The organism is Sneathiella sp. D3-11, assembly GCF_055809395.1.
Genome location: NZ_CM147911.1, coordinates 2,504,241 through 2,525,465, shown reverse-complemented (window position 1 = coordinate 2,525,465; position 21,225 = coordinate 2,504,241). Strand labels below are relative to the sequence as shown.

The 21,225-nt window shown below is 51.6% G+C and carries 16 protein-coding genes, 1 tRNA gene and 3 pseudogenes; 8 read left to right on the top strand and 12 right to left on the bottom strand.

The window, feature by feature from the left end; genetic code table 11:
* Both AC0L73_RS12900 and AC0L73_RS12895 read left to right on the top strand, forming a co-directional pair.
* Nucleotides 1-2,297, top strand: a pseudogene (locus AC0L73_RS12900) (heavy metal translocating P-type ATPase); the annotation flags it as partial.
* Between the two features lie 94 nt (nucleotides 2,298-2,391).
* Nucleotides 2,392-2,976: an HdeD family acid-resistance protein gene (locus AC0L73_RS12895; RefSeq protein WP_227947802.1), complete on the top strand. Its 585-nt coding sequence runs from the start codon at nucleotides 2,392-2,394 to the stop codon at nucleotides 2,974-2,976.
* A 10-nt stretch (nucleotides 2,977-2,986) separates the two neighbouring features.
* On the opposite strand, the gene AC0L73_RS12890 is transcribed toward AC0L73_RS12895, so the two are convergent.
* Nucleotides 2,987-3,898, bottom strand: a complete 912-nt coding sequence (locus tag AC0L73_RS12890; protein ID WP_227947803.1) for an HAD-IIA family hydrolase — start codon at nucleotides 3,896-3,898, stop codon at nucleotides 2,987-2,989.
* A gap of 105 nt (nucleotides 3,899-4,003) precedes the next feature.
* Here AC0L73_RS12890 and AC0L73_RS12885 point away from each other — a divergent pair, with 105 nt between their 5' ends.
* Entirely contained in the window at nucleotides 4,004-4,738 is a 735-nt protein-coding gene (locus AC0L73_RS12885; RefSeq protein WP_227947804.1) for an SDR family NAD(P)-dependent oxidoreductase, read from the top strand.
* A 33-nt stretch (nucleotides 4,739-4,771) separates the two neighbouring features.
* Complete coding sequence (locus tag AC0L73_RS12880; protein ID WP_227947805.1) at nucleotides 4,772-5,551, top strand: SDR family NAD(P)-dependent oxidoreductase; 780 nt, start codon at nucleotides 4,772-4,774, stop codon at nucleotides 5,549-5,551.
* A gap of 152 nt (nucleotides 5,552-5,703) precedes the next feature.
* Here AC0L73_RS12880 and AC0L73_RS12875 read toward each other — a convergent pair whose 3' ends face one another.
* From AC0L73_RS12875 to AC0L73_RS12850, 6 genes are all read right to left on the bottom strand, one after another.
* A complete protein-coding gene (locus tag AC0L73_RS12875) occupies nucleotides 5,704-6,165 on the bottom strand; it encodes a MaoC family dehydratase (protein ID WP_473653915.1) in 462 nt (153 codons plus the stop codon).
* A 48-nt stretch (nucleotides 6,166-6,213) separates the two neighbouring features.
* The gene (locus AC0L73_RS12870; RefSeq protein ID WP_473653914.1) at nucleotides 6,214-7,446 is read right to left on the bottom strand and encodes an MFS transporter; all 1,233 of its coding nucleotides are present in this window, start codon (nucleotides 7,444-7,446) and stop codon (nucleotides 6,214-6,216) included.
* Nucleotides 7,447-7,449: 3 nt separating this feature from the next.
* Complete coding sequence (locus tag AC0L73_RS12865) at nucleotides 7,450-7,959, bottom strand: nuclear transport factor 2 family protein (RefSeq protein ID WP_227947808.1); 510 nt, start codon at nucleotides 7,957-7,959, stop codon at nucleotides 7,450-7,452.
* Nucleotides 7,960-8,970 (bottom strand): NAD(P)H-dependent flavin oxidoreductase, encoded by a 1,011-nt coding sequence (locus AC0L73_RS12860; protein WP_473653913.1) that lies wholly within the window; start codon nucleotides 8,968-8,970, stop codon nucleotides 7,960-7,962.
* Between the two features lie 153 nt (nucleotides 8,971-9,123).
* Nucleotides 9,124-10,791, bottom strand: a complete 1,668-nt coding sequence (locus AC0L73_RS12855; RefSeq protein ID WP_227947810.1) for an acyl-CoA dehydrogenase family protein — start codon at nucleotides 10,789-10,791, stop codon at nucleotides 9,124-9,126.
* Between the two features lie 55 nt (nucleotides 10,792-10,846).
* The gene (locus tag AC0L73_RS12850; protein WP_473653912.1) at nucleotides 10,847-12,733 is read right to left on the bottom strand and encodes an acyl-CoA synthetase; all 1,887 of its coding nucleotides are present in this window, start codon (nucleotides 12,731-12,733) and stop codon (nucleotides 10,847-10,849) included.
* A gap of 141 nt (nucleotides 12,734-12,874) precedes the next feature.
* On the opposite strand from AC0L73_RS12850, the gene AC0L73_RS12845 reads away from it, so the two are divergent.
* From AC0L73_RS12845 to AC0L73_RS12830, 4 genes are all read left to right on the top strand, one after another.
* A complete protein-coding gene (locus AC0L73_RS12845; protein ID WP_473653911.1) occupies nucleotides 12,875-13,933 on the top strand; it encodes a carbohydrate kinase family protein in 1,059 nt (352 codons plus the stop codon).
* Nucleotides 13,934-14,014: 81 nt separating this feature from the next.
* On the top strand, nucleotides 14,015-14,647 hold the full coding sequence (locus AC0L73_RS12840) for a FecR family protein (protein ID WP_473653910.1): 633 nt from the start codon (nucleotides 14,015-14,017) through the stop codon (nucleotides 14,645-14,647).
* A 170-nt stretch (nucleotides 14,648-14,817) separates the two neighbouring features.
* Complete coding sequence (locus AC0L73_RS12835; protein WP_473653909.1) at nucleotides 14,818-15,453, top strand: FecR family protein; 636 nt, start codon at nucleotides 14,818-14,820, stop codon at nucleotides 15,451-15,453.
* A gap of 25 nt (nucleotides 15,454-15,478) precedes the next feature.
* Nucleotides 15,479-16,030, top strand: a complete 552-nt coding sequence (locus AC0L73_RS12830) for a PAS domain-containing protein (RefSeq protein ID WP_227947815.1) — start codon at nucleotides 15,479-15,481, stop codon at nucleotides 16,028-16,030.
* An 18-nt stretch (nucleotides 16,031-16,048) separates the two neighbouring features.
* Here AC0L73_RS12830 and AC0L73_RS12825 read toward each other — a convergent pair.
* The 5 genes and pseudogenes from AC0L73_RS12825 to AC0L73_RS12805 form a co-directional block, all read right to left on the bottom strand.
* Nucleotides 16,049-16,228 (bottom strand): annotated as a pseudogene (locus AC0L73_RS12825) (Arm DNA-binding domain-containing protein); the annotation flags it as partial.
* Nucleotides 16,229-16,394: 166 nt separating this feature from the next.
* Nucleotides 16,395-16,469, bottom strand: a tRNA-Gln gene (locus AC0L73_RS12820).
* An 83-nt stretch (nucleotides 16,470-16,552) separates the two neighbouring features.
* Entirely contained in the window at nucleotides 16,553-17,407 is an 855-nt protein-coding gene (locus tag AC0L73_RS12815) for a 4-(cytidine 5'-diphospho)-2-C-methyl-D-erythritol kinase (protein ID WP_473653908.1), read from the bottom strand.
* 14 nt (nucleotides 17,408-17,421) lie between these two features.
* Nucleotides 17,422-19,179 carry a tetratricopeptide repeat protein gene (locus AC0L73_RS12810; RefSeq protein ID WP_473653907.1) on the bottom strand — a complete coding sequence of 586 codons (1,758 nt, stop codon included), beginning with the start codon at nucleotides 19,177-19,179 and terminating at the stop codon, nucleotides 17,422-17,424.
* A 123-nt stretch (nucleotides 19,180-19,302) separates the two neighbouring features.
* Nucleotides 19,303-20,951: pseudogene (locus tag AC0L73_RS12805) on the bottom strand (electron transfer flavoprotein-ubiquinone oxidoreductase).
* Nucleotides 20,952-21,225: the final 274 nt, after the last annotated feature.

Genomic DNA, 21,225 nt, shown 5'->3' with positions numbered 1-21,225 from the left:
ACAGCAACTGATCCTGTATGCGGTATGAAAGTCGCGCCCGGCACAGGCAAGCCGAGCCATCTCTACAATACCGAGATCTATCATTTCTGCTCGCAAAAATGCCACGATAAGTTCGTGGTAGATCCCTATTTCTATATAAACGGCAGTCATAAGACGCAGCAGAAAGCAGCAACGAAAGCAACAGAATATACTTGCCCGATGCACCCGGAAATCATTCAGGACCACCCCGGAGACTGTCCGAAGTGCGGTATGGCGCTTGAACCTATGGGCGCCCCTAGCGCGGATGAAAGCCCGAACGAGGAATTGATTGATTTCACGCGTCGCTTCTGGGTAAGCGTAGCACTTGCCCTGCCACTTCTTGTCCTGACAATGGGAGAGATGGTCGGACTTCCCTTTGAAAGATGGATCGGGGCAAAACTCTCAACCTGGCTCCAACTGGCACTGGCAACGCCCGTTGTCCTGTGGGCCGCGATCCCCTTCTTCAAGCGTGGATGGTCATCAATCGTCAATCGCAGCCCCAATATGTGGACACTGATTATGCTTGGCGTGACGGCCGCCTATGGCTTTAGCGTCATCGCAACATTGTTCCCCAGCAATTTCCCCCCTCCTTTCAAACGGACGGTGGCGTTGTTCCGGTGTACTTTGAAGCGGCGGCGGTGATCATTGCCCTGATCTTCCTGGGTCAGGTGCTGGAGCTTCGCGCACGGGAGCAGACCGGCTCCGCGATCAAGGCGCTTCTCAATCTTGCCCCAAAGTCCGCTCGGCGGATCAATTCGGACGGGTCGGAATATGATGTTCCGCTCGAAAATATCCTTGAAGGGGACAAGCTGCGTGTGAGGCCGGGTGATAGTATTCCTGTGGACGGCGTCGTGGTGGAAGGTCATTCCTCCGTTGATGAAAGCATGATCAGCGGGGAACCCGTAGCTATTGAGAAGAACGAAGGAGACAACCTCACCGGCGGAACAATGAATGGCACCGGATCATTTGTTATGGAAGCCAAACTCGTTGGTGCGGATACCATGCTCTCGAAAATCGTCGAGATGGTTGCCTCCGCCCAGCGATCCCGTGCGCCCATTCAAGGAATGGCGGACAGGGTTGCGGCTTGGTTCGTGCCAAGCGTCGTCATCATCGCCGTTATCGCTTTTGTCATCTGGTCGGCATTCGGCCCCTCCCCTGCAATGATCCATGCGATTGTTGCCGCAGTCTCTGTGCTGATCATTGCTTGCCCCTGTGCGCTCGGTCTCGCGACGCCTATGTCGATTATGACGGCAACAGGACGGGGTGCCGGTGCGGGTGTGCTCATCCGCGATGCAGAAGCGCTGGAACGGTTTGCCGGTGTTGAAATGCTTGTGGTCGATAAAACCGGCACCCTGACGGAGGGGCGCCCGAAAATTACCGATATCATTAGCGTTGAAGAGCAGGGAGAGGATACACTTCTTGCCATCGCTGCCGGACTAGAAAAAGGATCAGAGCATCCACTTGCAGAAGCAATCGTATCTGGCGCAGAGGAGCGCGGGCTCACCATCCCCATGGCCTCCGACTTTAATGCCATTACCGGTAAAGGAGTTGAGGGACGTATAAACGGGCAAATCGTGACACTCGGAAATCGGGCCATGATAGATCAGCAAAAGCTCGATCTTTCTACGATAGAGGCACATGCCGCAGAGCTTCAAAACGAAGGCAAGACAGTGATGTATGTTACCCGTGATGCCGCTCTTGTGGGAATTGTCGCTGTCGCCGACCCGATCAAGGAAACAACGCAAGAAGCAATCGATGCCCTGCACAAACTCGGTATCAGGATCATCATGGCGACGGGCGATAATGAACGCACAGCAAAGGCCGTCGCCGCTCGTCTTGGGATTGATGAGATCCTCGCAGATGCACTGCCAGAAGATAAAAAGACTTTGATCGAAGATCTCCAAAGCAAAGGCCTTCATGTCGCCATGGCGGGAGATGGCGTTAATGATGCCCCTGCCCTGGCCACCGCTGATGTTGGCATCGCCATGGGCACTGGCGCAGATGTGGCGATGGAAAGTGCCGGTATTACGCTAGTCAAGGGAGACCTCACTGGCATTGTCCGCGCGCGCAAACTGGCGGTAGGAACTCTCCGAAATATCAAACAAAACCTGTTCTTCGCGTTTGCCTACAACGGATTGGGGATTCCGATTGCAGCAGGTATTCTCTACCCTTTCACTGGTACGCTGCTTTCCCCAATGATTGCCGCCGCCGCGATGAGCTTGTCCTCGGTTTCGGTAATCTCCAATGCGTTGCGCTTACGCGCGATTAAATTGAATTAGCGCCAGGTATCGATCTCGCTTCCCTACTTGATTTGCTCATTGACGTCCCTATAGTGCGAAAGAACATTGGTACAGGTAATTTTAGGAGCGCAAGATGAGCGAGAATATGCCACCAAAGCTTGAGGAAATGAGGTCGCTTATAGCTGCTGAAATGGCAAAGCATTGGAAAACGTTTCTTTTTCAGGGACTCCTCATCAGCTTGCTCGGAGCTGTCGCCATCCTCGTACCGCAAGTAGCAACATTGGTCGTTGATCTGTTCATCGGTTGGATCCTAATTTTCGGCGGCGTCATCAGGGCCTTAACGCTGTTTCGATCACGCAGCCTTCCCGGGACGATCTGGTCCGTTCTCGCATCTGTGCTTGCTATTGTCCTTGGACTCCTGCTGGTTTTCAAACCGGCGGAGGGTGTCATGACCCTGACCATGGTGATGGTCGCATTCTTTATCATTCAGGGTGTTTTCTCTATCCTGCTGGCGTTTCAATTCCGGGCCCATATACGGAGTTGGGGCTGGACGCTGCTAAGCGGCGTTGTCGACCTCGTTCTAGCCTATTTAATCTCACGCGGCTGGCCTGACACGGCAAGCTGGGCCATTGGGCTGCTGGTCGGCATCAATATGCTGTTCGCCGGGATGGCGCTTATCTTCACGGCTTTCGCTGCCCGTAACGGCGCACCGGATTAGCGGACGCCTCTTAGGTTGTCGCCGCAATAAAGTCAGGGACAATTCCGGACTGTTTGATCAATTTCGGGATGTCCATACCCTTGTGAAGCCCATGTCCTGTGACCAGCACCGTGCGAACGCCGGCTGCCGCGCCACCGAGTATATCGGTATGCAGCGTATCGCCAACCATGGCGATACGCCCGCGATCGGTTCCTTTAAGTTCCGCCTCCAGCACTCGGTCAAATACGTTCAAAAAGGGTTTACCGTAAAATTGCGGGGCAATGCCTATTTGTTCGGCTATTTCATGGGTAAAAAATCCGGGCTCCAATGACAATCCCCCTTCTCGCGGGGCAACAAGGTCCGGATTACCAACAAGCAGCGGCCGTGGGTTTAATTGAAGAGAGTTTTGTAAAAGGCTTTGCTGCTTTGCTGTCCAATCCGCCGAACTCAGAAAAAGAAACGCATTCGCCTTCTCATAGTCAGATGGATCCTCACCGAGCAAATGAGTGATGCGAGGAAGCTCCGCCAGACCTGATTGAGCCGTTGCAGCGATGCCCCAGACATAGTCCTTCGGGTATAAATCAAGGGCGGTGATTGCCGCATCGCGGCTTGAAATGATCTGCTCCTTCTCCAGTGCGAAACCAAAACTCCGATATTTCTCAAGTGCCTTTGTCGCGTCATAGGTGGCGCTGTTGGTCAGCACGAAAACCTGTTTACCGAGACGTGCAAAAGCCTCAAGCCGTTCAGCCGCCCCCGGTATCGCACTTTCCCCAACATTCAACACCCCGAAAGCATCAAGCAGGAAAACATCAATTTCATCAACGAGCGCCTCTAGATTTTCGATCGCGGCACTCTCAGCCGGAAACTGCGCGGTCGGAAGGCGCGCCCGGACAGCTTCATAGCGTTCAAATACTTCCGTTGCGGTGAGGGTTGGAAAGAGCATTTTAGACAACGGCTTCCATTAGGGACAAATGATCAATAAGATATGCTTTACTAACTCGCACAATAACCCGTAAAGTTTATAAAAATAAGAAAAAGGGAGATACATGTGAACGATCTTGATTTCACAGGAAAAACAGCACTCATCGTCGGCGGATCCAGCGGGATTGGCAATGGTATCGCCCATGCGTTAAAAGATCGCGGGGCGGACGTCTTTGTCTGGGGCACCCGGTCCAGCGCAACCGACTATGACGGCGCGGAAGGGTCGGACCTTACTAGTCTGCACTATGAACAGATGGATGTCAGTGATTATAAGGCCATAGCTGACTACAAGCCGGCGTTTGAAAAACTCGATATGCTGATCCTGTCGCAGGGCATTGTCGTCTATAACCGCGGCGAATTTGAAATGCCAGGTTGGTTGAAGGTAATCGATACAAATCTCAACAGCCTGATGGCCTGTGCCTCAAAATTTCAGGGCATGCTGAAGGAAGCAAACGGCTCCCTGGTGATCATCAGTTCAACGGCCGGGTACCACGCAACAAAAGGAAATCCCGCCTATAACGCCTCCAAGACGGGTGCAATTGGATTAACTCGCACCTTAGGGCAGGCTTGGGCAGGTGACGGTATTCGCGTGAATGGAGTTGCCCCGGGGCTCGTGGATACCAAACTGACCAAGGTAACGACGGACAACCCGAAACGCCGTGATGCGGCAATCTCAACAATCCCGCAAGGGCGCCTCGGCACACCGGATGACATCGCGGGCGCGGTACTCTATCTCGTGTCACCCCTAGCAAGCTATGTGGTTGGCCAAACGATCGTCGTCGATGGCGGACTTATTCTCTAATTTCGACAAACCAGCATAATAAAGGAAAAACGGATGGCGAGACTTTCAAAGCTCAGCCGGTCAATTGCCGGAAAGACCGCGCTGATAACGGGTGCAGCAAGCGGCATGGGCCGGGCGACAGCGCATCTCTTTGCCGATGAAGGCGCAAATGTTGCCGTTACCGACCTCACTGAAGAAGGTGTTCAGAAGGTTGTCGATGAAATTCGAGGCGCGGGCGGCTCTGCCGAAGGGTGGGTTCTAGACGTTGCCAACAAAGAACAAATTGGAACGGTTGTAAAGTCGGTTGCAGATCATTTCGGCGCACTTGATATTCTGATCAACAACGCCGGTTTTTCTCGCCACATGTCGGTTGAGGATGAAGGTTTCGACGAAAATTGGCAACGGCATATGGATGTCCTGCTAACGGCACATGTGCGTCTGGTTCGGGCAGCTCTGCCCTACCTTAAAGTCTCAGGCGAGGGCCGGATCGTTAATATCGCCTCAACCGAAGGTCTTGGCGCTACGCCCGAAATTGCACAATACACTTCCGCTAAACATGGGGTCATCGGGCTCACCCGATCCCTCGCAGTAGAGCTGCCGAAATATGGCATCACGGCCAATTGTATCTGTCCCGGTGCCATCCATACCGGCATCACCGCGCGCATTAAGGATGAACATAAGGAGATTTTCTCCCGGCGGCGCATCCCGCTGAAGCGGTACGGTGAGCCAGAGGAAGTTGCTCATGCGACCTTGAGTCTTGTTCTACCCGCATCTTCCTACATCAATGGGGTTGCATTGCCGGTGGATGCGGGCCTCACGATCAAAAATGCATAGTAACAGATGAGAACTCCCTTAGATTTGTCAGTCTTCGGGCGCTTTCTCCTCTCGCTGTGGGAGCAGGTCTTCACGCGTTAATGGCCCAGCAACATAGAGCAGGATTACAGCAAGGGACGCCATTTACCACTTCACTATACGTTTTTTCGTATCTAGTGCGCGTCCCTGCATTTAATCATACGAAGGGGTGTATATTCAATAACCACTTCACCATTTTGGTTTATTATATGGTTACGTGTCCGAACCAGCCCGCGCGTTCTCTTTGAAGTAAGCCGCGCTTCGATCACTTCACATTCCACATGAATTGTATCACCGGCAAAGACCGGCCCGCGTATATCAAGTTCCATATTCAAGAAGGCAAGCCCCGTATGTTGCATCGTTGACTGAACGAGCAGACCTTCGGCAATTGTATAGGCGAGCGCCCCCGGCACAACTCGGCCCTTTATGTCCGAATGCTCCTTCAGATACTCCGTATCTATGAACAGAACTTCCGTCATGCCTGTGACATTGATGAAATTAACAATATCAACCTCTGTCACCGTTCGGCCAATTGTCTTAAACTGTCGGCCCAGCGGCAATTCCTCAAAATGCAGCCCTAGTCCAACGATTTCCATTTTCTTCTCCTTTTTATTATTGGGATCATAATTTCAATTATGTGTCGTTCAATCCATTGACGGTTTCGCTACAACAAGCAGAATGCCAGTTAAAAAAACAATTATTGCCATCAGACTATATGCTTGCCAATAATGCGCAACGTCGCCCACGATCAGGCCAAAAATCGTCGGTAGAATAAGCACGCCGGCGAACATGGCGCTCGATCCCAAGGCGGTTGCCTCTGTCCGGTATTGTCCACCAAATGTTGCAAATGCCCCATAGGCTATACCGGTAAAACCACTGGCCGTCGCCCCCGCCGCAACCGCAACAAGAAGCACGGACCAGATCGACCAGTTTTCTGATATTTGCCCCGCCGCAATTGCAGTCACCCCCATGACAAGGCCCAGCAAACCAAGCAATCTGATGGAAGATATATAACGGTCTGCCAACCAACCCCAGACCGGGCGACTGGTGACACCAGCAATTTGATAAAGCGCCAGCACTTGCCCGGCAACGATCAAATCGAGATCCGTTCTGCTGGTAAGGTGCAGCGCCATGAAGCCGATAAAACAAAGCTGAACACCCGCATAGGAAAAGCTTGCGAGCGCGAGCAGACGCATCAGAGCACTATCGCGCAAGAGATAAAGCGGGCGCCAAAGTTCGCCCCGAAACAATCGATGCGACGTGTTTCTATTCTTGTCCCAGCTTTTGCGGTATAGCTGAAACATCAGGATGAGAAGGGCTGCCGGAAGAATCTGTGCCCAGAATGCTATTCGCCAGCCGAATTTAACCGCAAGTATCGGCAATAACAAAGCGCCGATGACGCCCCCCAAAGGCACGCCAATTTGCCGGATTGAAAAGACGAGATTTAGAACCTTTGGGTTCGTGCGCGGGATCAGAAGATGTGTCGAGACTGGCGCCGTCGCCCCATATCCAATGCCAAGCACAACAGCACAGAGCGCCAACGCATTCATGCCGCCGGATCCTGCAATAGAAAGCATGGCAACAACCCCCAGCATCACAAACTGCGCGACACGTACCGCCCCGAATTTCTGGATAAAGTCCGGCGACAAAAGAGCTGAAAAAATGCCAATCCCATAAACCGTAGAAACAAAAAAACCGATGAGATGCCCGTCAACGCCTAGGTCCTCAGCGATCTTCGGCGCGAGCGTGGGAGCCGAAAAAGCCGCCATCGTTGCAAGAGTCTGCATCGCGATTGTAAGAATTAAGGGTCCGTAAGGGATGCCTACGGCATGGCCCTCACTAACGGTTGGCGCGCCGTCGCGGTCGGACGACATCATGTCCTAACTTCCGTCTTTCCACGATCCCTTCGAGCGGGCTAGATACTCCTGGGTCTCTGGCTGTTCAATCAACATCTTGCCCCATTTAGCACAGATTTTTGCAAGCCGTTCCGGCTGTACGCCAAGTTGCGCCATGGCTACCCCGCCGTTCACAGATTCACGATAGTCAGAAATAAGCCCGTCTTTTAGCTCAAAACGGCTCATGCCATCGATAACAACCTGTTTTCCCTCAAACTCCGGCACTGTCGAGGTGAAGCTGGAAAGTGACCAGGCATAGGCGAGATTGCCTTCGCACATGGGGTCGAACATTTCCCAGCGATAATCCTCTCCTGCATCGCGATGAAACTGATCTGACATCATGTGAGCAATTTCTGCGCGGCCCTGATGATCCCCGTAGATATAGTCGTGATAGACACCATTTTCGGTGAAACAGGCTGCGAAGGCCTCTCCATCGCCAGCTTCTGCGGCGGCGGAGAAGCGTTTGAGCAATTCCTTGAATTTAGCGGTATTCATTCATTGCTCCTTTTCAAACAGATTATCAATCAGGCGGCGTTGACCAATTTTTTCAAGGCGGCCTTTGATGATATCTTCCGCCTCACTCATCATCCGGTCAATGAGCTCCTTGCAGGTCGGGTTATCGTGGATGAGACCGGCAACCATGCCACAGCTCCAAGCGCCGACACCGACGTCACCGTCTTGCATGACTTTAGGATAAACACCACCGACAAGATCGACGATATCCTCGATCTTGGTGTTTGATCCCTTTTGCCGTTCTATTTCGAGAACTTTTTCCACGGCGTCGTTGTTTAGAACGCGCTCGGTATTTCGAAGCGGCCGCATGATAAGCTTTGTATCCAGTTCGCTCGCGGCGATGATAGCATCCTTCACATTCTGATGAATAGGCGCCTCTTTCGTCACCATGAATCGGGTGCCCATATTGATCCCGTCCGCACCCAACGCCAGTGCGGCGACAAGCTGCTGTGCATTGCCCATTCCGCCGGACGCCACGAACGGAACTTCCAGCTCTTCTGCGGCGCGTGGCAGCAGGATCATGTTTGGGATATCGTCTTCGCCCGGATGTCCTCCGCATTCGAAACCGTCGACGCTGACGGCGTCACAGCCAATCTTCTGTGCCTTCAAAGAGTGACGAACGGAAGTGCATTTATGAATAACTTTGATGCCAGCATCCTTCAAGGCGGGCATATAGGCTTCCGGGCTGCGCCCTGCGGTTTCAACAATCTTCACACCGCCTTTGACGATAGCGTCGATATATTCGGGATACGGTGGCGCCGCGAAGGTCGGCAAAAATGTCAGGTTTACACCGAAAGGCTTGTCTGTCATATCCTTGCATCGCGCAATCTCATTCGCAAGGTCAGCTGGAGTTTTCTGGGTCAGACCCGTAATAATACCAAGACCACCCGCGTTAGAAACGGCGGCAGCAAGTTCAGCGAGACCAACAAAATGCATTCCCCCCTGAATAATTGGATGCTCAATACCAAAGAGTTCGGTGATTCTAGTTTTCATGAATGGCTCCGGTTCATTGTTGTTTTTTATTCTTTATAGGAAGCGATGTCTCATTCTGCAACAGCGAGACGAAAAACGCTATCCTTATGGCTATCAATTTAACGGTCTATGCGCACAATTGGCAAACAACAAATGCCTTTTGATCATAAATCATCAAGCTGCACCAGCTCGAACAAGAATTGATTCAAAATCGATATCACCAGGTAAGGTACCATAGGCTCCGGACCAGTAGTCACCCAAACGCGACGCGCAGAACGCATCCGAAACCGCCGCAGGAGCGTGCTGAACAAGAAGCGCCCCTTGCCAGGCCACCGCCATCATCTCCGTGACCCGGCGGGCGCGGCTTTCAAGATTACTGGTATCCGAAACCTCTGCGTTCAGGCGAGCCATATAGCGATCAAGCAGATGATTGCCACCTCTGGCCAGCTCAATTTCCGCAAAAAACGCGGGTAGTGCGCTCGCATCCTTATAAAGGGCACGCAGAACATCAAGGCAAATCACATTGCCCGATCCTTCCCAGATGCTGTTGACAGGTGCCTCCCGATAGAGCCGCGGCAGGATGCTTTCTTCAATATATCCAGGGCCACCATGACATTCCATCGCCTCATAGACATGCCCCGGCGTCCGCTTGCAAATCCAGTATTTTCCAATCGCCGTCCCGATACGCGCAAGGGCCGCCTCTACGGGATCCGTCTCCCCTGCCCCGATAGCGCGACCAAGGCGCAGGAAGAGCGTTGTCGCGGCCTCCGACTCCAGTGCGAGATCGGCTAGCACATTCTGCATCAAAGGCTGCTGGATCAATTTCTTCTGAAAGGCAGAGCGATAACTTGCATGGTGAATTGCTTGGGTCAGCGCCTGACGCATCAGGGCAGCCGAACCAACGGCACAATAATAGCGGGTCCCCTGCACCATCTCGATGATAGTGCGAACACCGCGCCCCTCCTCACCCAACATCAGCCCCCAGGCATCGACGAATTCCATCTCGCTGGATGCGTTGGACTTATTTCCAAGCTTATCCTTCAACCGTTGGAGAAAAAGGCCATTGCGCGTGCCGTCTGGCCGCCATCGTGGGAGCAGAAAACAGCAGAGGCCGTTCTCCGTATAAGCGAGGGAAAGAAAAGCATCCGACATCGGGGCGGAGCAGAAAAATTTATGGCCTGTCAATATATAGGGCGCACCGGGACCGGTGCGCTCACCCGCCGGACGCGCTTTCGTCGAATTTGCCCGCACATCGGAGCCGCCCTGCTTCTCCGTCATGAACATCCCCATAGTGATGCTTTTCTTCTCACTTGCCGGAATATCGCGCGGATCATACTCCTTCGCGAGCAGACGGGGTATCCACTCCTCCGCGATTTCCGGCGTGGCCCTTAGTGCAGGCACGACAGCATAGCTCATCGCCATCGGGCATAGCGCCCCGCCCTCAATCTGATTGAGAAGGTAAGAAAGCGCGCCATGAGCCACATGATTGCCATCCCGAGGGTTATTCCAGGCGAAACTCGGTACGTCATGCGCAATCGCAAGATCCATCAGACTGTGGTAGGCGGGATGGAAAGTTACCTGATTGATCCGCATACCGTTGCGGTCGAAAGCCTTCATTTCAGGCGGATACCGGTTCGCCTGGTTAGCCCATTCAAGCGTCTCTTCCGATCCCGCCTTCATCGCGAAATCAATGACTGTCCGCTCAGCCCAACCACCCCCCTCTCGAAGTAACCCTTCCTGCAGGGGCAGGTCTTTTCCATAAAGATCCTGATCTCCCAGAATGGGCGGTACATTTGTTACCTCATGAGTTGGCAGGTCGGAAATCGGACTGCGGACAGTCATAACGAAACTCCTTTCTTAGGAAAGCCAAATGCTCCTCATTATATGGTGCAAGATATCATTCCTGCCAAACCACTTCATGACGTAGCGTATAGGGTCCGAGTTTCTCCGCGATCTGGCCGCCAAGTGTTGCCTTGTCTCCTCCGGTGACTGTAATCGTCGCCACGCTACCATGCACAGGGTGATTATCGACATTGACCGCAATAGAGACACCTTTGCCGTTGAGCGTTTCAAGCTCGGCTGTGAAAATCTTCACCGCTGCGTCATTGCGCAAGGTTGGCTTGAATATCTTTCCAACACCCGTAAGCGGCATTTCGTCAATTATTGTCAGGTCTGCAGGATTAGCCGCACGCTCCGGGATTCTTTCACGGGCAAAATCCTTAAGTTCATCCGGTGTTGCAGTCGCATCCGGTTTTAGTTGGACATAAGCCACTGGAATCTCGCCTGCATAGTTATCTGGCCGACCAACCGCCGCCGCAAGTTCTACAGCCGGATGCTCATGCAGCGCCTCCTCTATGATGGAAGGGTCGATATTATGTCCGCTCCGGATAATGATATCCTTTGCACGCCCGGTGAGCCAGATATAGCCTTCGGCGTCAATGCGCCCCAAATCACCGGAACGGAGCCAGCCATCCGCCGTAAAAGCAGTTGCGTTATAATCAGACTGTACGTAGCCCGGCGTTACACAGACGCCCTTCATGATAATCTCACCAATTTCCTCCGGCTCCGCAAATCGGGTGATGTTCCCGCTTTCATCAATATGAGCAGCCTCAACTTCGACAAAGGGGAAACGAAGGCCCACAGAGCCAAAGCGCACTTCACCGTTTTGTGGCTGCATGGTGGTAAAGCAGGTCACTTCGGTCATGCCGTACCCTTCAAGCATTGGCACCCCGGAAAGATCACTGATCGCTTTCAAAACCTCGACAGGGGCAGCAGAACCGCCGGTCAGACCCGCACGGAGAGAACTGATATCAGCATCGCCAATCGGAACATTCAGAAGTGCGGACATCATCGTCGGCACACCGCCAAGAACTGTGACCCCGTATTTTTCGACAAGTCGCCAGTAGTTGCCAATGATTAGTGGATCACGAAATCCTTGTGGACTGCTAATCACTAAGGTTGCGCCATTTATCATGGGCACCAATCCAACGACTATTGAACCACTGATATGAAACATCGGAAGTCCTGCCAGCAGGCAATCCGCCTCCGAATAACCAAGGCCAAATCCGCTCATCGCGATTTGGGAGAGCTGCATCCTGTTTGTATGCGGTGCGAGTTTTGGAACACCGGTCGTCCCGCCTGTATGATAATAGCCGATGACATCGTCCAGCGCGTCATTGCGCGGGCCGTTTATGGCACTTGCGTCCTGCTTGGCGATCATCTCATCATACGGGAAGATTTTCTTCCCGTCGCATTCCGCGCCGCCGCCAAGGACATAGACAGCCTTGAGATTTGGCATCCGCTCTATGACATAGGCGGCCTTCTCCCAGAGTTCCGGACTTAATGCCTGTCCCGTTGCGATCAGGATTGTGGCGTTAGCCGCTTCTGCAATGCCAAGGATATGCTCGGGCTCCAGCAGAGGATTAACAGCATTTACTGTGCCGACTGCTTCTGCGCCAAGCATCGTGAAATAGGCTTGTGGGCATAGCGGGATGAGGTAGGTTACAGTCTCTCCTTTTACGAGACCCGCAGAGAGGAAGAGATTGGCAGTTTGATTGACCTTAGCAAGCAAATCACGATAGGTGATTTCCCGGCCATCGCCCATCGGATCCCCGGGCGGCAATGTGATCAGAGCTGGCTTATCTCCATATTGCTCAACCGCCGCGCAAAATACGTCGTACACATTTTGGTGCGGAACCCATTCTTCAATAGGCGTTTTCTCAAATTTTTCGACATCCGCAAGGCTGGCAAATGGCAAGTTGAACTTGCTGATGGTTTTCACCATTCTTTTTCTCCCATAGTCATCTGTTAGTATTATTATTATGAGGATGTTGTTTCATCCTTCTGTTGACAGTCATGATGCCATATACAAGGTAGGATACAATCAAAAATTGAAGCGAATAAATGGCAAGGTTAAGATGTTAATATGAAAACATTTTCCCAGTTAAACGCATTGACGATCGGTTCTGCAACGATTGATGTCATCGCTTCGGTTGACGATCAGGATATCGAACGGATGACAATGCATAACGCCACCTCATCTTTTCTACTGCTTGAGGAAGGGCGGAAGATAGATGTGAGTTCTATCAAGTCTTCGGTTGGCGGCGGCGGAACCAATTCAGCGGTCGCTCTCGCGCGGCTCGGCTATCAGACAACGGCTCTTGTGCGGGTTGGGAATGATCTCGAAGGCAAAAAAATTCAGGAAATTCTATCCATGGAACAGATCAATACTGATCTGGTGATCAAGGACAGCGCACTTCCCACAGGTCAAGCGATTATGGTCATGTCTCATGTCCGCAATCCCACCATCTTTACGAACCGTGGCGCCAACATCGCCTTCTGCGAGGATGAGATTGATCCGGCACTTTTTAAGGGCCAGAACCTTGTTTATATTGCCAGCCTGTCTGGCAACTCCGCCGCATGCCTGACAAAAATTGCTCGTCTTGCCAAGGAGGCGGGCGCCTTTGTCGCCACCAATCCCGGCATCCGCCAAATTACTTACTGGTCCGGTGATATTGTTGAATCGCTTTCCCATATTGACCTGCTTTCTATCAATGCGGTGGAGGCGGAACAGCTCGCGCTCACCCTGTTGCCTAAGGGACAGGCAATGGCTGACACTAAATCTTCTGGAGAGGGGCCTGTTTTGCTGGAAAAAGGCTTGGGTGGACGAACATTCGAGAGTTTTGTTCAGGAAGTGTGCAAGATCGGCCCCAAAATTGTCCTTGTTACCAATGGAGCGGAGGGTGCATATGTAGGAACGCCGGACGGCATTCGCTTTCATCCTGCGGGAAAATCCGAGGTCAGCAATACGGCAGGTGCTGGCGATGCATTTGCCACAACTTTCTCTGCCTATGCTGCGATTGGCGCAGATTTGGACATATGTCTCAAGGCCGCGACGGCAAATGCCCTCTCTGTTATCGCGGCAACCGATACGCAAAGTGGATTACTCATGAAAACCGAGATCAACAACGCCATGTGTGCCTGATCTCACAAATGGCTGTGAATTGCTTAGTACCTTTTTAGTTCTTGTTTTACAAATTAGGCAGAACGAAGGGACGACAACCACATGCTCAAAAATCTTGTAGTAGCTATTGGAATTCTGGTTTTCTGTGCGGCTTACGTACCCCTCACGGCTTTGGCGGAGGATGAAGTCGTTGCGACAGTTACACGGCTTAGAAACACGGCTGTTGTCATTCGAAAGGGACAGCAGTTAGATGTTCAGGCTGGCCATAAACTGCAAAAATTTGATGCCATAAAGTCGGGCAAAAATGCCCGGGTAGAAATTATTTTCAATGATGGTACGAAGCTATATATCGGTGCAAATTGTCACATTGTTATCGACGAATTTCTGTTTGACCCTGATAAGAATATCGGCACAACAATCCTTCGCGCATTGCAAGGACCATTTCGCTTCATAACCGGCCGTATCGGAAAGGTTCAAAAGCCCCAGGTCGTCGTTCAAAGTCGCTTTGGCGTCGTTGGCGTGCGCGGCACAGATTTCTGGGCGGGTCCGTCACGTGGCGTTTATGGTGTCCTTCTGCTGGATGGGTCGATCTCAGTCACCAATCCCTTCGGCCAACGCATCCTCACAGAAGCAGGAACCGGCGTCAACCTGACCAGCAATACCGCACCACCCGGCGAGGTAACGGTGTGGGGCGCCCTCCGCGCACGAGAGGCTCTGGATGATGTCGCCTTTTAGTTAGCCGCTATCTATAGTTCCCTTATTTCCGTCGTCTCGCGACAAATTGCTGCTGTAAGTGATCTACTCACACGGTCGCGTCGTAAAAATGTTAATCGGGTGCAATATCGCGCTAATAAAACGCGATTAACAAAAACTTATGACCAATTTAGAAGACTTAGGAGAGTGGTATGTTCAAGAAACTGGCTTTGGTATTGTCGCTAGCGGCTGCGCTTGTATTTTCAGTCGCGGAGAACAGCATTGCCGCGAATACCAAAGTCGGCACAGTCACTCGCCATCAAAGCGATGCAAAAATTATCAGAGATGGCTTGGCAACTCCCCTAGAAGTAGGGTCCGTGATACGGGAAAGCGATGTAATAAGTTCAGAAGACATGGCCCGTATTGAAATCACTTTCACGGACGGGACAAAATTGCTTATCGGCGAGAATGCTCGCGTCGAAATCGATGAGTTTCTTTACGACCCTGACAACAATATCGGGACGGCAATTATCAGCGCCCTGCAAGGTCCTTTTCGGTTTATAACCGGAAAAATCGGCCAATTAAAAGAAAAACGCGTTGAGATAAAAAGCAGTGCCGGAACGATTGGCGTGCGCGGAACTGATTTTTGGGGTGGACCGTCACAGGGAACTTATGGTGTATTCTTGTTTGAGGGGACAATTGTTATCTTCAACGCCGAAGGCGGGCGGATAGTAAGCACCCCCGGAACCGGTGTAGATATCGACGGTATCGATAAAGTACCGGGAGAAATCACCGTTTGGGACGCTTCGCGTGCCCAGGCTGCACTTGCGACTGTGACTTTTAGGTAGGGAATAAATCCCGCTTGGGAATTAGATGGAGCGACTAAAGACAGATCTACCGATTTCGTCCGAAAGCCTTGTGGAAATACGGGACTACTGGATGGATCTGAAGCAAAGCAGATTGATGCCAACAAAACAGCAATTCAATCCCGCTGCTATAGTGCGCCATCTTCCCCATGTCGTGCTCGTAGATGTTTTTCAGGAACCGTTACGGTTTCGATATCGCCTCTTGGGAACCAAAATCACAGAACTGGCAGGGCGAAACTCAACCGGAAAATGGCTGGATGAGGATCTCTACGGCGACAAAACCGATGATGTAGTGTGGATGTTTAGAAATTGCGCGTCATCCAAGCGACCTATTGCGGTCCGAGAGCAAATCCAGTTTGTTGATCGATCTTGGGTGACTGTCGACGTGGCCGCTTTTCCGTTGGGGGACACAGAGGGAAATATAACGGTGATATTGAGTGTGGTCGATTTGACGCCTGTAGACGCAAAACTCCCCGCCCCCGGAACGACATTTATTCTCAACTGGCAGACAACCGAAGCGACGTCCCAATCTTCCTCGGACACTCAGACCGTATCATAAAGCTCCGCGAAGGGTTTGGCTGATTTCTGGATATATCCCCAGAGCCAGGAGCTTTTCCTTACCGACGAACCGGTATTTAAAACGCCAGTATTTGCTGCCATTGGGCTGGATCTCCAGATACAGGCCTTTTCCATCGGACAGCTTATAAGCTTTTTCCTTCGCTCCTGCCCTCTTGATTTTGATATCGGTTAGCGGCATTTTGGGGGGTACATTATTTTTGGCATTTTCAATGTACCCCCAATCTTACCCCCAAATTTTCTGGATGCAAGAGGCTAATGTTGGACTACATAAGACGCGAAAACAATACAAAACATTGTTTTAGTTGATTATTTTTGATGGTATTGGATTGGGTGAAATGAGGTTCTGGCTGGGGTGGCAGGATTCGAACCTGCGCGTGACGGGATCAAAACCCGCTGCCTTACCGCTTGGCTACACCCCAATAAGGAGCCTCTTTCTATCCAAAGGGCCGACTAACCTCAAGCCAAATTTTGAAAAAATCGGTAAAAGGCTAAATCTCCGGAACTACGGGCCCACAGCCGCCGCCTGCACCCACCAGTCAGGATGGCGCTCCTGTATGTCACGCGCAGCCATCTCAGCTGCCTCTTCTTCTTCGAATAATCCGAAACAGGTCGCCCCGCTGCCGCTCATTCGGGCAAGATGACATCCCTTCTGCTCTTTGATCGACGAAAGAACAGCGTCAATTACAGGGGCAACTTCGAGCGCAGGAGCCTCCAGATCATTCCGCATGGCGGCAAGCCCGACGAATAACTCCCGTGCTGTTCGTCCATTAAAGTCATCTGAAGAGGGTATTTTCTCCGAGATTGTCAGTTGACTGAATACATCCCCCGTAGAAACCGAAATACCCGGATTAACTAGTAAAATATTAAATTTCGGAAATTCTCGTAGACCAGAAATCTGTTCCCCAATGCCTGACATCATCGCCGGTTTTCCATAAAGACAGACAGGAACATCTGCACCGAGGGCTAGTCCGATTTGGCCAAGGCGATTATTAGAAAGCCCTATATTCCACAATATATTAAGGGATTGCAAGACAGCCGCCGCATCAGCAGATCCGCCACCGATTCCGGCCGCAACCGGTAAGTTCTTCTCTAAAACTATGCGCGCGCCTTCATTCGATCCACCTTCACGCTTCAACAAATGCGCAGCTTTAAAGGCGAGATTTTCTTCGGTACTACCAATCAATTGAGAAAAGGGGCCTGTTACCTCAAGCGTGATACTCTTGCCCTTTTTAACGGTTACACTGTCCCCCCACTCAGGGAAAACCACAAGACTTTCGAGCAGATGATACCCGTCATTCCGCTTACCTGTCACATGTAGGAAGAGATTGACTTTAGATCGGGCGATGGCGGTAATCACGATGGCTCGCCCGTTTATTTCTGGGCCTTGATATCATCCTTAAGACCGGATTTCAGTTTTCTCTTGATGATCGAAATCTGATCTTCTGCAGGGTCTAGCCAAAGCGCCCGTTGCCACTGATAGCGCGCTTCCTCCCGGCGGCCAACGCGCCAATAGGCATCGGCAAGATGATCCGTAATCGTCGGATCCGCGGCCTCCAAAGAGACGGCCTTTTCCAGTTGCGCCACCGCATCATCAAATTCGCCAAGCCGGTAATAAAGCCATCCCAAGCTGTCGATAATAAAACCATCACGGGGGCGCAGAGAGACTGCCTTGATCAACATATCCTTTGCCTGCTCCAGGTTTTCATTTCTGTCCACCCAGGAATATGCCAGGTAGTTGAGAACTTGCGGATGATCAGGCCGAAGCTCAAGTGATTTCAAAAGATCGGCCTGTGCAAGCGTCCATTGCCCGGACTGTTCGTAAGCAATTCCCCGCGCGTAGTAGAGCGACCAATGCCGCTCCTGAAGTTCTGGAAGCCGTTCAATCGCACGACCGTAGTTGCGCGCCGCCTCGTTCCAATCTTTCGAATCCCGGCTGACGTCCGCAAGAACGACCAGCGCCTCAATGTCTTCCGGATAGCCGGCGGCAACCGCCTCAAGCCGATCCTTCGCCTCGTCTGTACGGCCAAGACGATACGCGACCCAGCCGGTTCGAATCCGTGCATTCTTGCCATAGGCAGAACTGGGGTTAATCTCACTATAAAGATCAAACGCTTCCTGCCATTTATTCCTATCTTCCGCGGTTTCCGCTAGTAACATCCGCCCCATTGGAAAATCCGGTTTTAACTGAAGTGCGAAATAGATATAAGTCGCCGCGACACCGACAGCGCGTTCTTGCCCTATAATTGAGGCGGCGCTGTAAAGAGCTTCCGCCGCGCCTTCAATCGGGTCTCTTGCAATCGGTGTGATAGGTCGCCCTGCCTCGAGTTCGGCGAGTTCAAGCTGGATTGTCGGGCTCAACGGATACTTTTCGAGATAGGCGTCAAAGAGTTTCTTGACGTCATCCCGCCGACCTGTGCGATCGAGATATGCCCCATAGGACTGCACCAAACGAACGGCCCGACCGGAAGGTCCGGTGAGCGCCGCCTCATAATTCACATCCGCCAAATTCTGGTCGCCAGACAAATCACTTAGCAATGCCGCCTGATACTGCTTGAGTGCTTCAAACCCATTATACTTATCGAGAGCATTGAGTTCAGCGAGCGCCCCGTCCGTATCCCCCTGCCCCAACTTTATCCAGGACATAAGCAATGGTTTTAACAGAACGTTGAAGCCATTCTCAGCCGTTTTTTCCAAATTGTCGCGAGCCTGGGCGTAGTTCTTCTGGCCGAGTGCGTTAATTGCCAAAACAAGATCGGCTGTTGAACTATCTTCATCCAGCTCGATTACCTTCGGTGCAAGTGCAATTGCCCGTTTTATATCTCCCTTGGAGAGTGCGGCCTGCAATGCAATATTCAAAAGAATTCCGTCATCGCCCCGCTCGCTCAACGCATCTTCGAAATATTCAAGGGCGACTGCAGAGTCTTGCTCACGAAGGGCTTCACGGCCCGCCAGATATTCGCCAAAATATGACGAAGGGAACATCTCTGCCGTGCCGCCAGCGTCCTGAAAAGAATCTGGTAGAGATTGACGTTCGCTTGAGGCGCTGCTCGCCGCACAAGCCCCCAACGCCGCCGTCAGAATAAAACCGCCGATAACCAGTTTGAACTTGTTCACGCCCGCGCTCGCCATTTCTGTTAATTTACCTTTACGTTTTTGATCCGACGCATGGTTCGCCGGGAAAGCCACATTTCCATAGTATGTAGGGCGTTCCCAACTAGCATGAAACAAATTTCCAGAAATTCGGGCTAATTTTTACATATTCGGATAGTTTGGCCCGCCGCCGCCTTCTGGAACAACCCAGTTGATATTCTGCGTCGGGTCCTTGATATCACATGTTTTGCAATGAACGCAGTTCTGGGCGTTTATCTGCAGGCGCGGATTTGATCCGTCATCATCGGTCAAGAATTCATAAACGCCGGCAGGACAAAAACGCTGTTCCGGCCCGGCATACTCAACATAATTTATAGAAACCGGAACGCTGTCATCCTTCAATGTGAGATGGATCGGCTGATCTTCTTCATGATTGGTATTCGAGAGGAATACCGATGATGGCTTATCGAATGTGTATACACCGTCATATTTCGGATAGTCGATTTTTTTGCAATCCTTCGCCTTTTTCAGGGCCGAATGATCATCATGATGCTTGAACGTCCAAGGTGTCCTACCCCCAGAATTTTGAGATCCAGCCCTGTATAGAGAGTTCCGGCAAGCAACCCCCATTTAAAGGCCGGCCGGCTATTGCGAACACGATAAAGCTCGTCATAAACCCAAGATTTTTTATAAAGCGCTGGATATGTATCCAGTACTTTGGCCGGAGCCTCCGCATTCAGTTTCATTTCGGCGACAATGGCCTCCGCGGCCATCATCCCCGACTTCATCGCGGTATGAGATCCCTTGATCTTCGGCACATTCAGGAAACCGGCGGTGCAGCCAATCAAGGCGCCGCCTGGGAAAACAAGTTCCGGCACTGATTGAAAGCCACCTTCGTTAATTGCTCGCGCGCCGTAAGAAATACGTTTACCGCCCTTCAGCATTTCCTTCATCATCGGATGGGTCTTGAACTTCTGGAACTCATCGTAAGGTGACAAATATGGATTTTCATAATCAAGTGCGACGACATAGCCGACATAGGCCTGATTGTTTTCCAGATGATAGACAAAGGAACCGCCATATGTGTTACGGTCAAGCGGCCAACCGAAGCTGTGGAAAATCTGGCCTTCCTTATGCTGCTCAGGATCCAGCTCCCACAATTCCTTGATCCCAATACCGAAAGTCTGCGGGTCGCAGTTTTCACGAAGGTTGAATTTTTCAAACAGAGTTTTGGTCAGTGAACCGCGCACGCCTTCCGCAAAGAGGGTGTATTTGGCGTGTAGTTCCATCCCCGGCTCATAGGAGCCCTTATGCTCACCGTCGCGACCAACGCCCATATCACCGGTGGCGACGCCTTTAACACTGCCATCCTCGTGATAGAGAACCTCTGCGGCTGCAAATCCCGGATAAACCTCGACTTCCATCGCTTCAGCCTGTTCCGCAAGCCAACGACAGAAATTGCCAAGGCTGATGATATAATTGCCATGATTATGTAGCTGTTTCGGTAGCAGGAAGTTCGGGAAGCGGAGTTCGCTCGATTCTGTCATGAAGAAGAATTTCTCTGACTTGACCGGCGTATTGAGCGGTGCGCCCTTTTCCTTCCAGTCCGGAATCAACTCATCCAATGCTCGGGTTTCAAACACATTACCCGAGAGTATATGAGCCCCAATCTCTGAGCCTTTCTCAAGAACGCATACCGAAATGTCAATGCCAGCCTCGGCACTGAGCTGGCGCAACTTTATTGCCGCAGATAGCCCAGCCGGGCCACCGCCGACAATAACAACATCAAACTCCATAGATTCGCGTTCCATCAAAAGCCTCTTCTTGCCTTTCCGACTAATTATCAGCCGTTATTTATCATTGAACCGATGCCTTGCGCAAAGGGACCCCCTTTACCCAAATCCAGCAGATTTACTCCCGACACTATATTTTTTTTATTGCGCGTCAATCCCGATTGAGATGGATTACGGCGGTTTCCGGCCATTTAAAACGAAGCATTCAAGATAATACATCGCTAAACGCAGCGACGAACAGGAATACGGCGCACATGCGATCCAAAGGATATTTTCCTTTCACATCAAAAAT